The sequence below is a fragment of the Odoribacter splanchnicus DSM 20712 genome, from assembly GCF_000190535.1.
Lineage (GTDB): Bacteria > Bacteroidota > Bacteroidia > Bacteroidales > Marinifilaceae > Odoribacter > Odoribacter splanchnicus.
Genome location: NC_015160.1, coordinates 3251325 through 3266937, shown reverse-complemented (window position 1 = coordinate 3266937; position 15613 = coordinate 3251325). Strand labels below are relative to the sequence as shown.

The following is a 15613-nucleotide window of genomic DNA, read 5'->3' as shown; positions in this document are numbered from 1 at the left end:
GAAAATCCTTCGCTACGATCGGGATAGAGGTCCCGATACCCTTTACAACATTATTTGTATTCGTCCCAACTCTTGATCGCCATGTCTTGCCGGTCGACTTTACAGATGGCATAAATGAAAGCACTGGCCAGACGAGCATTGGTAATCAGAGGGATATTATAATCCACGGCAGCCCGGCGGATTTTATAACCGTTATCCAATTCCCGTTTTGTATGATTCTTCGGAATGTTAATCACCATATCTATTTTTTTATTCCGCAGGTAGTCCATAATATTCGGTTCTTTCTCTTCGTCGGGCCAATGAAGGATGGTGACACGAATACCGTTTTCCTCAAAGAACTTAGCCGTACCTGCTGTTGCAAAAATATGATATCCTTTGGCAATGAGCATTTTTGTAGAATTGAGTAATTCCACTTTTGAACGGCTGGGGCCCGAAGAAATCAGAATATTCTTTTCAGGAATCCGGTTACCTACAGAAATCATACTCTTTAAGATAGCTTCGTAATAGTTTTCACCGATACATCCCACCTCTCCGGTAGACGACATATCCACTCCTAACACCGGATCGGCCTTTAACAAACGGGCAAACGAAAATTGAGAAGCTTTGACTCCGACATAATCCAAATCGAAAACCGATTTATTCAATTCGGCTACATGTTCACCCAACATAATCCGGGTTGCCATTTCGATAAAGTTATATTTCAAAACTTTCGATACGAACGGAAAACTCCGCGAAGCACGCAGATTACATTCGATCACTTTGATATCGTTGTCTTTGGCCAGGAATTGCATATTGAAAGGCCCGGAAATATTCAGTTCTTTCGCAATAGCACGGGCAATCCTTTTAATCCGCCGCATGGTTTCCACGTATAGTTTTTGTGCCGGAAAGACAATCGTAGCATCTCCGGAATGTACGCCGGCAAACTCTACGTGTTCACTAATGGCATAGGCTTTTATTTCTCCATGCTGAGCTACGGCGTCTATCTCTACTTCTTTAGCCTGTTCGATAAATTCGGTCACCACAACCGGATGATCTTTAGATACTTCAGCAGCTAGTTCGAGAAAATGAACCAATTCTTCCCTATTGGATACAACATTCATTGCAGCTCCCGAAAGGACATATGAAGGACGAATCAACAAAGGAAATCCGACCTCATCGACAAACGTATAAATATCCTCCAGACTGGTCAATTCTTTCCAGCGGGGTTGATCGATACCCAAGTGATCACACATCGTAGAAAATTTCTGACGGTCTTCGGCCCGGTCGATGGATTCTGCCGATGTACCTAAAATATTGACATGCTGACCGTTCAGACGCATCGCCAGGTTATTCGGAATTTGTCCACCGGTAGAAACAATCACTCCCCTCGGTTCTTCCAGCTCTACAATATCCATCACACGCTCGAAAGACAATTCGTCGAAATAAAGACGATCGCAGGTATCGTAATCCGTACTCACCGTCTCCGGATTATAATTAATCATCACAGAACGGTATCCCATCTTATTGATCGTATTCAAAGCACTGACCCCACACCAGTCGAATTCTACGCTACTACCGATCCGATAGGCACCGGAACCCAGTACAATGACCGACCGGCCGTCATGTTCATACTGAATATCGTTTTCCGTCCCATTATAGGTCACATACAGGTAATTGGTCATTGCCGGATATTCTCCGGCCAACGTATCTATCTGTTTAACACAAGGTAAAATTCCCAATCCTTTCCGATATTCACGCACTTCCAGCATTTTTTGATGAGCAGTCAGCCGATCGTCTTTGATTGTCAGACGTCCGATCTGAAAATCTGAAAATCCCATTTGTTTTGCTTTCCGAAGCAGAACAGAACTCACTCCTGTAATGGTCGAATATTTATTCAGCTCATTTTTCAGATAATGGATATTTTGTAACCTCTCCAAAAACCATTTATCGATACGTGTCATCTCATGTATTTTATCCACATCGTATCCTCTGTCGAAAGCTTCGGCGATAGCAAAAACCCGTTTATCCGTGGGATTCACCAATTCTTCATCGATATCCGGGATTTCAATCTTATTTCCGGCAAATCCGTGCATACCTTGTCCCACCATCCGGAGTCCTTTTTGTATCGCTTCTTCAAAAGTACGTCCGATAGCCATAATTTCTCCGACGCTCTTCATAGAGGATCCGATCAGCTTGGACACTCCTTCGAACTTATTCAAATCCCAGCGCGGAATTTTACAAACGACATAATCCAAAGCCGGTTCGAAACAAGCGGTAGTCACTTTTGTAACAGAATTTTTAATCTCATGTAAACCGTATCCCAATCCTAATTTGGCAGCTACGAAAGCCAGGGGATAACCCGTCGCTTTCGAAGCCAAAGCACTGGAACGGGACAAACGGGCATTCACCTCGATCACCCGGTAATCTTCAGAGTTCGGATCCAGGGTATACTGAACATTACATTCTCCGACAATTCCGATGTGACGAATAATCTTGATAGCGATAGCCCGAAGTTTATGATATTCACTGTTACTCAAAGTCTGAGAAGGAGCCACTACGATACTTTCACCGGTATGAATTCCCAGTGGATCGAAATTTTCCATATTGCATACGGTGATACAGTTATCGTACTGATCACGGACAACTTCATATTCTACTTCTTTCCAACCTTTCAAAGATTCTTCGATCAACACCTGAGGCGAATAAGAGAAAGCACTGGCAGCCAATTTACGAAGTTCTTCTTCATCGGAACAAAAGCCTGAACCCAAACCTCCTAAAGTGTAGGCAGCACGTACAATAATCGGGAAACCGAGTTCTTTCGAAGCAGCGATGGCTTCTTCCATGCTATTGGCAGCAATACTACGAGGGGTTTTTACATCTATTTCGCGTAATTTATTGGCAAAAATCTCCCGGTCCTCCGTATCGATAATCGCCTGCACAGGAGTACCCAATACCTGCACATCATATTTTTCAAGGATGCCTTTCTGATACAATTCGACACCACAATTCAATGCAGTCTGCCCCCCGAAAGAAAGCAAAATACCATCAGGCCGTTCTTTTTTGATGACTTCTTCTACATATTCAGGAGTAACCGGTAAATAATAAATTTTATCGGCCACCCCTTCCGAAGTCTGCACAGTAGCAATATTCGGATTAATCAGCACACTGTATTTTCCCTCTTCACGGATGGCTTTCAAAGCCTGGGATCCAGAATAGTCGAATTCACCGGCTTGACCGATTTTCAATGCTCCCGAACCCAATAATAATATTTTATTTATTTCCTTCATGTCGATTTTAATCTTAGCTGGTTTTACCTAAAATGTTTTACTTATTACCTTTTTCCATGTTCTCGATAAACTTATCGAACAGATATTCTGTATCTACAGGCCCGCTGGAAGCTTCGGGATGGAACTGGGCCGAGAAAAAAGGTTTGGTTTTGTGGCGTATCCCCTCGTTAGTACCGTCATTGACATTCACAAAAAGAGGTTCCCAATCTATCGGTAATGTTTTATCATCGATAGCAAATCCATGATTTTGTGAAGTAATATAACAACGGTTGCTTCCGGGCTGCATCACCGGTTGATTATGACTGCGGTGACCGTATTTTAATTTATAAGTCACAGCACCGGCAGCTCTTGCCATCAACTGATTGCCTAAACAAATCCCCATAATCGGTCTATCACCGGTCAAAATTTTTTTAATATGCTTGATGGTTATATCACATTTAGCAGGGTCACCGGGACCGTTGGACAAAAAATATCCGTCACACTCTTCCTGAGTAAAATCATAATCCCAGGGAACCCGTTTAATGGTCACATCCCGTTTCAAAAGACAACGAATAATGTTATACTTCACCCCACAATCCACTAAGATCACTTTATATTTTCCGTGTCCGTACTCCACAACTTCCTTTGTAGAAACTTCGGCTACAATGTTATGTTCATTGGGATCATAAAAGGGAATCGAAATATTATCGAATTCTATTCTTCCCAACATGGCTCCATGTTCACGCAATTTCTTTGTCAATGCCCGCGTATCTATACCAAAAAGTCCCGGTACCTGTTGTTCTTTCAACCACTGTCCGAGACTTTTTTGCGAATTCCAATGACTATATGCAAATGAATAATCGGAAATGATAATCGCTGTACAATGAATCTTATCCGATTCGAAAAATTTTGAAACCCCGTTTTCCTCATCATCCACCGGAACTCCGTAATTACCGATCATAGGATAGGTAGGAACCAAAATCTGACCTTTGTAGGAGGGATCCGTCAAACTTTCCGGATAACCGGTCATCGCCGTGTAGAACACCACTTCACCGGAAACCGACTTCTCATATCCGAATGAAGTTCCTTCATAAACAGTTCCGTCCTGCAGAACTAAACGCGCTTTCTTTAAATTTTGCATATCTATTTAAATGAACTAATTTATCAAACGTCCAAATTGGCGCAAAGGTAAAAAAACTTTCATATCACCACAAGAATATTTATGCATTTTTCATGCATTTATATCCATATATTCAAAATCGATATCATTTCAAATTCTGAATTTAATCTCTATCTTTGCCTTATGACCATTATTTAACGATATCATTTTATGAGAAATAAAACCAAAAGACTTTTAACTATACGCAAACTGATCGAATCGGAACTCATTTCTTCACAAGAAGAATTATTGTTCCGTTTGAAAGAAATGAACGTCGAAGCTACCCAAAGCACTTTATCCCGGGACTTGAAATTTATGAAAGTTGCCAAAATCCCGCATAAAGAAAAAGGGTATATTTATGTAATTCCTGAAAGTATTCAAAATGAACAACGGGAAGAAAAAGTTTCGGCTATTATCACCGACACCATACTAAGTATCGATTTTTCGGGCAATATGGCTGTTATCAAAACTTTGCCCGGATATGCCAATGCAGTAACCGTCCTCATAGACAGTGAAAATTACTTTGAAATTCTGGGAACTATTGCAGGAGACGATACTATTTTTATCGTTATGCGCGAAGGAGTCAGCCGAAGCGAATTAATCGAAGCATTGACTTCCGTCCATCCGGCTATCCATACCTTATATAAATAAATATTTTCTGAATAAAAAGTTCCATAAACCCTGTCCGAAGGACATCTCTATACTTTTATAAACTTTATAAACTCTATAGTATGCTGTACAATCGAATGTTTTATCCGTTTTAACTCTCAATACATTAGATAAGTCCGGAAATAACAGATTTCTTTTTTTCCTTAAACCTTAATAAAATAATTTAAGCTAGTTCATTTCCTAATTATAAAAATAGTTCGTAAACTTGCATCCCGTATTTTTAACGAAGTATCATGCAAGTTTTAAACACTAAAAATGAACTAATTAGCCTTCTGGAAAATCTCCGTAAAGAAGGGAAAAAAATCGGATTTGTTCCCACAATGGGAGCTTTACATGAAGGACATTTATCCCTCGTAAAAGAAAGTAAACACAATAGTGATATCACTGTAGTCAGTATATTTGTCAACCCAACACAATTCAATGATCAGGAAGATCTGAAAAGATATCCCCGAACACTGGACAAAGATATCGAATTACTGAAAACAGTAGATTGTGATATCGCATTCGCACCTTCTGTTGAAGAAATTTATCCGGAACCGGATACCCGAAAATTCGATTTCGGATATATAGAAACAGTGATGGAAGGAGCGAAAAGACCGGGTCACTTCAATGGAGTAGGTCAGGTAGTGAGTCGTTTATTCGATATTGTTCAACCCGATAAAGCATTCTTCGGAATGAAAGATTTCCAGCAAATCGCTATTATCAAAAATATGGTGAAACAATTAAAATACAACATCGAAATCATTCCGTGTCCGATTATCCGGGAAGAAAATGGACTAGCCAAAAGTTCACGTAACACATTGCTCGATGAAGAATACAAAAAAAATGCTCCTCACATATACGCTACTTTAAAAAAAGCTCGTAACTTAGCTTCACAAATGAATGTCAGTGAATTGAAAAAATGGATTGCTGACGAAATCAACAATAATCCATACCTGGAAACAGAGTATGTCGAAATTGTCGACGATACCACTCTAAAAGTTGTGGAAAACTGGTCAGAAGAAGGAACTAAAGTAGCTTGTGTAGCTGTATATGCCGGAAAAATCCGACTGATAGATAACATTGTATTCTAATTTTAAATCCATTTTAAAATTATCATCATGTTTATAGAAGTAGTCAAATCTAAAATCCACAAAGCAACCGTCACTGAAGCTAACCTTCAATATGTAGGTAGCATAACGATCGATGTAGCTTTAATGGAAGCCGCTAATATTATCGAGAATGAAAAAGTTCAGATCGTCAATGTAAACAACGGAGAAAGATTAGAAACTTATGTCATTAAAGGCGAAAGAAACTCAGGTGTCGTATGTCTGAACGGCCCGGCGGCCCGGAAATGTGCAGTAGGAGATGTGGTCATCATTATTTCCTATGCATCGATGGACTTCGAAGAAGCTAAAAAACATACGCCAACCTTGGTATTTCCGGACACCAATACCAATCGATTGATATGATCTGGGAATAAATCCCAGATTAAAATAATTGTAAATGAATTACTTATCATTCATAGAAAATAAAATTGTCAGAGAAAAAGAAACTCTGATCCATACTTTGAGTCAATGGAGATTTAAAGAAGAAAAAATTGTTTTCACGAATGGTTGTTTCGATATTCTGCACCGGGGACATATCGAATATCTCGCCCAAGCTGCCGGTCTTGGCCAAAAATTAGTTATAGGATTGAATACCGATGCGTCGGTCAAAAGATTAAAAGGTGATAAACGTCCTGTCAATAACCAGGAAGCCCGGGCTCTCTTACTTGCTTCACTTCTTTTTACAGACAAAATTATTTTCTTCGACGAAGATACTCCTCTGGAACTGATCCGGTTTATTCAACCCGATATTTTAGTAAAAGGAAGTGATTATAAACCCGAAGAAATTGTAGGTTACGACATCGTAAAAGCAAAAGGAGGGGAAATTATAACAATAGATCTTACTCCCGGTTTTTCTACCACTTCTATTCTGCAAAAGCTATAATTGATCAGCGTAATTATATTTTCTGATCGAATCAATTCCCGGAGATTGTTGCTTAGAAAAATATTGTTGAAAAGTTATTAATCGGTTGTTGAAAACTACTTAAAGAAACTCATATCTTTATTTGGATATCTCGTTTTCAACTCTTATTCGATATTTCACCCGAATAACCAAGAAAAGAATTCATTTTTATCTCAAAACATTTATACAAATTACTAACAGTTTACCACAGTTCAAAATCTATTTTTTTTCTGTGAAATAGGTTACTGACAATTGTTAATAACTCATATAAATTATTGAATAAAAACATATTATATTACAATATCATGTTAGAAACACAGTTCCAATTTTTAAGAACGACAAAATCAAATAAATCGATCAACATTTTTGAAGACAACTAACAGTCTATTATAATCATCATTTTTTTTATAAAAGAATAAAAATATAATAATGAATATATGATTGTTGAAAAACGTCTTTGTGTAACTTTGCAAAACACTTTATTCAAATTTTTATGGAAAGCTATTTCCTTTGAAAAATAAAAAGTAGTAAGTTTGAAGATTGTATTAAAATAGGAATAATCTAAGATAAATGGAAATCAAAATTGTAAATCGTTCAAAACATCCGCTACCTGAATATAAAACAAAAGCTTCGGCTGGTATGGATATTAGGGCTAATCTGGAAGAAATCGTCACGTTGAAACCTTTGGAAAGAAAATTGATCCCAACAGGTTTATTTATCGAATTACCCGAGGGATATGAAGCACAAATCCGTCCCCGTAGCGGGTTGGCTTTAAATGAAGGTTTAGGACTATTGAACAGTCCGGGAACTTTAGATGCCGATTATCGTGGTGAACTAGGAGTTATCGTGGTGAATCTCTCTAATAATATGATTACGATCGAAGACGGAGAAAGAATTTGTCAGATGGTCATTAACAAGGTAGAACAAGCCGAATGGATAGAAGTAAATGAACTATCGGACAGCGAACGGGGAGACGGAGGATTCGGTCATACAGGAAAAAAATAATTATAAAATTAAAGAATAGAAAAATATGGTAAGATGGATTGCTTTCATGCTTTGTTTTCTTTTTATTTTACCTGCTTTTGCCGATAAAAAAAAGAAAACGGAGAACATACAGGAGCTAGATGAGAAAACCAGATTAGAATTTGACTATTCTTTTATGGAAGGGGTCAGGAGTAAAATTACCGGGGATTATCAGGCTGCTATCGGATGGTTCGATAATTGCCTTAAAATCCTTCCTTCCAGTTCAGTTGCAAAATATGAAATAGCCGGTATTTTGACTGCAGGTGAAGATTATAACGGTGCTTTGCAGTTAGCTCGTGAGGCTGTGGCCGGAAATCCGGATAATATGTGGTATAAAATATTGTTAGCCAATATTTTGCAAAAGAAAGCGATGATCGAAGAGGCTTGTAATGTATATGCCGATATCATTGCTAAATATCCGAATAAAGAAGAATTTTATTTGATCGAAGCGGAGTTATATATATCTGTCGAAAAATGGCAGAAAGCGATCGAGGTATTCGACCGTTATGAACAACAGAACGGCATAACCGAACCTGTATCTATCGAAAAAATTAAGTTGTATACTAAACTCGATGATGTTAAGAAAGCATCCAACGAATTATTAAAGTTGATTCGGAAGTTCCCGGATAAGAGCGAATACCTTAGTTTATTAGCCGAACTTTATTTCAATTATAATCAGGATAAAAAAGGATTACAAATTCTGGATCGTATATTGAAGGCCGAGCCTGATAACGGTTTTGTTCATTTCTATTTGGCTGATTATTATCGGAGTAAGAAAGAATTGAAAGAAGCCGATAGACATACGAAAGAAGCTTTGGTCAGTGATAAAATCGAGAATGGATATAAAATACAATATATTCTGAAGTTGATTCTGAATCCTGATACGACATTGACAAGCGATAGTCAGTTGGATAATTATATGAATCTATTGATGCAAAAATATAGCGACGATTTGTCGGTAAGGGCTTTACATTCGGATTTTCTGAAAAAAGATCATAAATTGGCTGAAGCACGGAATGAATTGGAGTATATTCTTTCGAAGGACAAAAATAATTATTTGATTTGGGAAGAATTGCTGCTGATGTGTAACGAGATGGGAGATACCACTTGTATGTATCGGCATGGAATAGAAGCTATAAAGTATTTTCCGGAACAACCTTTACCCTATGCTTTATCGGGAATCGCTCTGATGATGCAAAAACAATTCGCCGAAGCTTTGCCTTTGTTCGAAAAAGGCGTTGAGTTGACAGACGATAAGCCCGAATTAAGATCCCAGTTTTATTCTTATTTAGCTGATTGTTATTACAATTTGGATAGCGTGGAGAGGGCATTCAAGATGTTCGACGAAGTATTGAAAATTAATCCGAACGATATATTGGTATTGAATAATTATGCTTATTATCTCTCTTTGCGGAATGAAAGACTGGCTTTAGCGGAAAAAATGAGTTCACAGGCTGTCGCTATGGAGTCCGATAATGCAACTTACCTGGATACTTATGCCTGGGTGTTGTATAAACGGGGAGAATATTCTCAAGCCAGGTATTATATTAAATTAGCTATAGAAAAGGATAAGGATCCTTCCGGTGTGCTTTATGAACATTATGGTGATATCCTGTATCGGAGTGGAGAACACCAGGAAGCTTTGAAGATGTGGAAAAAAGCAGCTGAAATGGGAGGTGGGGTTTCGGAAGAATTGAATGATAAGATACAATCCGGTAAATTATCCGATTAAAAGACGATGAATTGAATGAAATGAGACTGGGTGGACATATATTTTTGTTGATAATCGTAGTTGTTTCAATAGTGTCTTGCCGTTCTGCTAAACAGATAGCGGTAAAAAAGAATATTCCTTCTATAACGGAAGGCCGGCTATTGAAAAATATCGAAAATAATGAATTGGAATATTCTACTTTGTTTGCTAAAAAGATGGATATTTCCTATAAAGACGGGAAAGGATCCAATAGTTTAAAGGCTTCTCTGAAAATTAAGCGGGATAGTTTTATTCAGGCTAATGTTACAGCACCATTAGGAATCGAAGTAGCGCGTATTTTATTGACTAAAGACAGTATCAAATTTGTAGACACTTATCATAAGAACTTCTTTGTAGCCGATTATGATTATTTTTATGATAAGTTCGATGTCCGGGTAAGTTTCGATTGTGTCGAGAAGATCATCACGAATGCTTTTTTTGATTTTCAGGATTGTGCAGGTTTAGGTAAGGAAAAGAAATATAAATTGGATAAGACAGAATTGGGATATGAACTTTCTACTGTAGAAGAAAGGGCAATTAGCCGTAAGATCAAAAAATTCTATAAGAAAAAACGAAAGAATAAAGATTTTATGCTGGTTTTGCAGCGGATTTTAATAGATCCTGAGTATTTCCGGCCTGTAAAAGTATCTGTAGAAGATCTGGATGAAGATATGTCTGTGAGTGTGAATTATGGAGCATTTAAACAGTTTTCGGAAAAGAATTTTCCGGAAAAGATTGTCTTCCAATTAGCGGTTGGAAATAATAAAACCAGTCTGGAATTAAAATTTTTGAAAATAGATTTCGACGTACCTTTGGAACCGAATTTTAAAATTTCTCCTAAATTTAAAAGAATAGAATAATTCATGATCTACAAGTTTTTAGGTATATTGTTAGTTTTGTTTTTTTCGCTTGAGATAAATGTCTCAGCTCAATCGATCAGTGATATTAAAAAACAAAAAGCTAAGACTGAAAAGGAGATCGCTTATTTAAATTCATTGTTGAAGGAAGCCGAAAAGAACAAGTCTGTTTCTACTCAGAAATTGAATATTTTAAGGCAGAAGATTCAACAGAGTAAAAAACTATTAAGTTCTTTAAATCAGGAAGTAGGACTTATTCAGAATAATATTTCTGCCAATGAGCAGCGTATTAAAGAACTGGAAGAGAACAAAAAGTCGATGCTCGATCTTTATGCGAAATTGGTGTATGGTAGCTGGAAAAAACGGAATAAAACAGATAAATTGATGTTTATTTTTTCTTCAGCAGATTTTAATCAGGCTTATAATCGGTTTAAATACTTTCAACAGATTCAGGAATATTCTAAACGTCAATTACATATGATTCAGGCGGTAAACGATTCTTTGGATGTTAAAAACAAAGAATTGAAGGATTTGTTTGCACAAAAGAATACTGCTTTGAATGAAATCGGTGTACAGAGTAAAGAATTAGAATCCGAACAATTGAAAGAAAATCAATATATTGCTCAGATTCAGAAAAAAGAGAAAGATTTTCGGAAAAAATTGCAAGCCGAAATGCAAAAACGTCAGAGGTTGGCTAAACAGTTGGATAAATTGATAGCCAATCAAATCAAGAAATCCGGTAGCACTACTTCGACTTATAAACTGACTCCTGAAGAACAATTGGTATCGAACGATTTTGCTAAAAATAAGGGAAAGTTACCCTGGCCGGTGACTGAAGGATTCATTTCTGAGAAATTCGGTGTATTTAATCATTCGATACATAAATTGGTTGAAGTAGCCAGTCGGGGGATTGGAATTACAACTTCAAAAAATGCTGAAGTGCGTTCCGTTTTTCAAGGAGTGGTTAGTGTGGCTATGTATATGAATGATATCGACAGTTATGTAGTTATTATACGTCATGGAAGTTATTTTACTGTCTATATTAATTTGCAGGAGGTAAAAGTAAATCAAGGAGATGTTGTTAAAACGAAGCAGGTGATCGGAAAAGTTGCTCATGACGAAGAAAAAGGGAGTGTTTTGAATTTTGAAGTTTTTAAGGATACAGAGAAATTGAATCCGGAGCTTTGGTTAGCTAAATAATTGTGATGGAATCTGTGTATGAGAATCTGAAGAATCATTTTAGAAGGAAATTGTCCTGTTTCAGATTAGAGTTATTAGGATTTGATCTGTTGAAGGGTGTAGCGGTTGTGCTTTTTACTTTTTTACTTTTTTTATTCTTCTATGCCGGACTTCTTTCTTTTTTCAGACTTTTACCCGATTTTAAATATGTTCTTTATCTGATTTTATTTTTACTCTTAGGAGTAGAGTTTTTCTTTTTTATCCTTTTACCGTTCATTCGGTTTTTCTTGTCTTTTCGATTATCCAGGGATATTCTTATAAAACAAATCTCGTCTGTTATACCCCGTCAGGTCGACGATATTTTTATATCTGTGTATAATCTGGCTTTTCGGGATAAATTGGTTATCGGACAAACAGTGTTAAAACAAGCGGCTTTTAATCAAAAATATCGACAGCTGACCGCATCCCGTTCTTTTTTGTCTTTTCCCAGAATATTGTATCTTAAATTATCGGTTATTGTTGTTTTTCTTTTTGTTCTTTTTTTCTTTACCGGTTTTGAATGGTATGATTATTATTCGGATTTAAAAGATTACAGACAGGTTTCGGGCCCTTCGAATGAGGTAGGTTTTCACATTTTAAATCGAAGTTTGGAAGTAGAATATGGTAAGACCTTTCAGGTGCAATTGAGTCTTTCCATTCCCGATGCAACTGTAAAACCTGTTTTTATTTGTTATGGCGGAGGAGAATTTTTAATGACTTCCGTTGATTCAATTTTTACGTATGATTTCGAACTGGTTAATAATGATTTGAAATTTTATTTTAAAACGCAGGATCAAACTAGCGATTCTTATCTTTTGAGGGTGTTGCCGACTCCTTCTATCGACGGTTATCGAGTGGTAGCTATTCCTCCTGCTTATATAGGAAAGGAGCCCGAAATTTTAACCAATACAGTCGATTTGCAAGTGTTGTACGGTTCGGTTTTACAATTTGAATTGACCTATTCTAATTTGGATTCTTTATTTTTTGAAGATAAAGAACAAAGTATTTCTATTCCTTTGAAGTCGGTATCTAAGACCGATTTTTCCAGACAGATAAAAGCTTCGGGAGAATATATATTGTCCGGTAGTAATGCTTATTTTTCTCATCGTCAATTGTTGAATTTCAATATTATATGCATTTCTGATTTATACCCTGGAATTCAAATTACGGAGATTCAGGATTCTTTGAAAAATTCTCTTCATTATTTTTATGGGGTGATTACCGATGATTATGGATTTTCAGATCTATGCTTCAATTATTCCCTGGGAACAGACAGGACTGTCGTTGTACCGGTATCTTTTATGAAGAATTTGAATACACAGGAATTTTATTTTAGTTTTGATTTTGCTGAATTTGCCGGTACCGATAAAACGGAAATAAATTATTATTTTGAGGTTTTTGATAACGATAATCTCTCCGGTCCGAAGAGTACCCGTTCTTCCCGGCTGATTTACCGGATTCCTGATTTGAATACTATTTTTGATTATAACCGGGAAGTTAGTCAATCGGTCAACAATGATCTGAAGAAAGCTGAGAAAATAGCAGGTGAAATTGTTACCGGTATCCAGGATTTACGGGAAAAATTATTGGATAATACGACTGATGATTGGGAAAAGCAACAGTTGTCGAAGGAGGTTGTCCGGAAAAAAGAGCAGTTGGATCGATTATTGGAAGCTGTAAAAGAAAATAATCAGAAGAAATCGGATTTGAATCGAAGTTTTACTGTTCAGGACAGTTTATTGATCGATAAGCAAAAGAAGATTCAGGATTTACTGGACCGTTTGATGGATAGTGAAATAAAACAGTTGTTGGATGAATTTTCAAAGCTTTCCGAAGAATTTTCGAAAGATAAATTTAAAAATTTGGACGAAAGAATGGAATTTACTTTCGATCAGGTCAGTGAAGAATTGGATCGGAATATTGAATTGTTGAAACGGTTTCAAATCGAAGAGAGGCATGATTTGATTTCTAAACAAATCGATCGATTGAAATCGGATCAGGCCCGTTTAGAGCGTTTACTGGAAAACAAATCGTTCGATCGGGATTCTGCTTATTCCCGGAACAAAAGCATATTGAATGATTTGAGAGCGATAGAAAATAATTATGAAGAGTTGATTACAGAGAATTCAACCTTGTCAGAACCTTTCGATTTGAAAGATTTTAAGACCGATTTCGATCGATTGTCTTGGAAAATGCAGCAACAAAGGCAAAATATATCCGGGAATAAGAAAGATAAAAAGTTGTCAGAAGAGATTGAAGATGATCTTTTCGAACTTTCAAAAAGAATGAAACAACAACAAGAACGAAATTTTGTTAATAAATCCTTGCCTCAGAATGATATTGAATTGATAATTCAAAATATTTTAATAATTTCGCTATCACAGGAAGAATTGTTACAGCAATTTTCTGATGTACAAGCTCAAAGTTTGAAATATAATGAGTTAGGCCGTATTCAGGATTTAAAAAGACAGGAATATAAGATAATAAAAGATAGTTTATCTGTCTTGGCTAAGTCGAATTTGATGCTAGCTTCTCTTTTGGACCGAAAGTTTTATGATCTTGAAGTAAAATTCGGATTATTACCGGGTTACATTCAGGACAATAGACGCAGCGATTTATTAAGGGAGCAGCATTATATTATTAATTATTTGAATGATATTGCTTTATCTTTGACCGATGCATTACAAAAAGCTAAGGAAGAAGTAAATCGATCCGGTAAACGACGAGGAGAAAAAAATTCCGATAAAAAAAGACAAAGAAATTCATCAGGTGATAGTGGATATCCTAAAATGAAGCAATTTCAACGTAATCTGAAGAAGCAATTGGAAGATTTAGTTTCTCAAATGAAAAATGGTGAAAAAGGTAAACCTTTACATCAAAGAATCAGTAATATGATCAGAGAGAACGAACTCTTCAGAAAGAGTTTGAATGAATTTATTTCAGAAGCTGGTTCGATGTCAAGCAGAGAAAAACAATTATTGAATGAGATCAACCAATTGATCGATCAAAATATTAGAGATATGGCTAATTATTCGGTTTCCGGTCAATTAATTAATCGGAATAACTTAATTTATAATAAATTATTAATGTCAGAAAAAGCATCAAAAGAGAAAGAGGATTTTGAAGATAAACGTAAATCTGAATCGGCCACTCAGACTCGGTTTCATCGGCCTGAGCAGATGTTTGAATTTCAAAAGAAATCGGCTTTCATTAAAACGGATATTCAAAAGTCTGATTTGAAGTTAAATACTTATTTTAAATCAATGTACAACCATTACTATATAAAGCTTGGGAATGAATAAATTATCAATTTCAATTTCGTCAGAAATCAGTAATATTGTCAAAGTTGAGAATTTTGTAGAAACTTTTACTGATTATTTTGCTTTACCGTCTGTATTGTATGGTAAGATCAGCTTATCGGTTATCGAAGCGGTTAATAATGCTATTTTATCCGGAAATAAACGCCAACCGGATAAAATGGTGAGTTTAGTAGCTGAGAAAACAGATAAACAATTTAAGGTGACAGTCAGTGATGAAGGAGAGGGGTTCGATTATGAAGTTATACCGGATCCGACTTTACCGGATAATATCAATAAAATAACCGGTCGTGGGCTATATCTGATGAAAACTTTGTCCGATGAGTTAATATTTGAAAACGGAGGTTCTACGGTGACTTTGGTTTTTAATTTGTAGTGAATGTGTG

General features: G+C 36.5%; 12 protein-coding genes. 10 read left to right on the top strand and 2 right to left on the bottom strand.

What is annotated here, in order from left to right:
• Nucleotides 1-50 precede the first annotated feature (50 nt).
• Together carB and carA are read right to left on the bottom strand one after the other, a co-directional pair.
• Nucleotides 51-3266, bottom strand: a complete 3216-nt coding sequence (gene carB, locus ODOSP_RS13790) for a carbamoyl-phosphate synthase (glutamine-hydrolyzing) large subunit (protein WP_013612916.1) — start codon at nucleotides 3264-3266, stop codon at nucleotides 51-53.
• 37 nt (nucleotides 3267-3303) lie between these two features.
• Nucleotides 3304-4386: a glutamine-hydrolyzing carbamoyl-phosphate synthase small subunit gene (gene carA / locus ODOSP_RS13785; protein ID WP_013612915.1), complete on the bottom strand. Its 1083-nt coding sequence runs from the start codon at nucleotides 4384-4386 to the stop codon at nucleotides 3304-3306.
• Between the two features lie 189 nt (nucleotides 4387-4575).
• Here carA and argR point away from each other — a divergent pair, with 189 nt between their 5' ends.
• The 10 genes from argR to ODOSP_RS13735 all read left to right on the top strand — a co-directional run bounded on the left by argR (nucleotide 4576) and on the right by ODOSP_RS13735 (nucleotide 15603).
• Nucleotides 4576-5055 (top strand): arginine repressor, encoded by a 480-nt coding sequence (gene argR, locus ODOSP_RS13780; RefSeq protein ID WP_013612914.1) that lies wholly within the window; start codon nucleotides 4576-4578, stop codon nucleotides 5053-5055.
• Between the two features lie 251 nt (nucleotides 5056-5306).
• Nucleotides 5307-6146, top strand: a complete 840-nt coding sequence (panC, locus tag ODOSP_RS13775; RefSeq protein ID WP_013612913.1) for a pantoate--beta-alanine ligase — start codon at nucleotides 5307-5309, stop codon at nucleotides 6144-6146.
• A 27-nt stretch (nucleotides 6147-6173) separates the two neighbouring features.
• Nucleotides 6174-6524 carry an aspartate 1-decarboxylase gene (gene panD, locus ODOSP_RS13770; RefSeq protein ID WP_013612912.1) on the top strand — a complete coding sequence of 117 codons (351 nt, stop codon included), beginning with the start codon at nucleotides 6174-6176 and terminating at the stop codon, nucleotides 6522-6524.
• A 34-nt stretch (nucleotides 6525-6558) separates the two neighbouring features.
• A complete protein-coding gene (gene rfaE2, locus ODOSP_RS13765; protein WP_013612911.1) occupies nucleotides 6559-7044 on the top strand; it encodes a D-glycero-beta-D-manno-heptose 1-phosphate adenylyltransferase in 486 nt (161 codons plus the stop codon).
• 588 nt (nucleotides 7045-7632) lie between these two features.
• Complete coding sequence (gene dut / locus ODOSP_RS13760) at nucleotides 7633-8067, top strand: dUTP diphosphatase (protein ID WP_013612910.1); 435 nt, start codon at nucleotides 7633-7635, stop codon at nucleotides 8065-8067.
• Between the two features lie 25 nt (nucleotides 8068-8092).
• Nucleotides 8093-9817, top strand: a complete 1725-nt coding sequence (locus ODOSP_RS13755; protein ID WP_013612909.1) for a tetratricopeptide repeat protein — start codon at nucleotides 8093-8095, stop codon at nucleotides 9815-9817.
• A gap of 20 nt (nucleotides 9818-9837) precedes the next feature.
• A complete protein-coding gene (locus ODOSP_RS13750) occupies nucleotides 9838-10695 on the top strand; it encodes a DUF4292 domain-containing protein (RefSeq protein ID WP_013612908.1) in 858 nt (285 codons plus the stop codon).
• A 3-nt stretch (nucleotides 10696-10698) separates the two neighbouring features.
• Nucleotides 10699-11892, top strand: coding sequence for a murein hydrolase activator EnvC family protein (locus ODOSP_RS13745; RefSeq protein WP_013612907.1), 1194 nt, complete (start codon nucleotides 10699-10701; stop codon nucleotides 11890-11892).
• Between the two features lie 626 nt (nucleotides 11893-12518).
• Entirely contained in the window at nucleotides 12519-15212 is a 2694-nt protein-coding gene (locus ODOSP_RS13740; RefSeq protein WP_140403403.1) for a hypothetical protein, read from the top strand.
• Nucleotides 15205-15603, top strand: a complete 399-nt coding sequence (locus ODOSP_RS13735; protein ID WP_013612905.1) for an ATP-binding protein — start codon at nucleotides 15205-15207, stop codon at nucleotides 15601-15603. Before ODOSP_RS13740 ends, ODOSP_RS13735 begins: the two co-directional genes overlap by 8 nt.
• The last annotated feature ends 10 nt before the right edge of the window (nucleotides 15604-15613 follow it).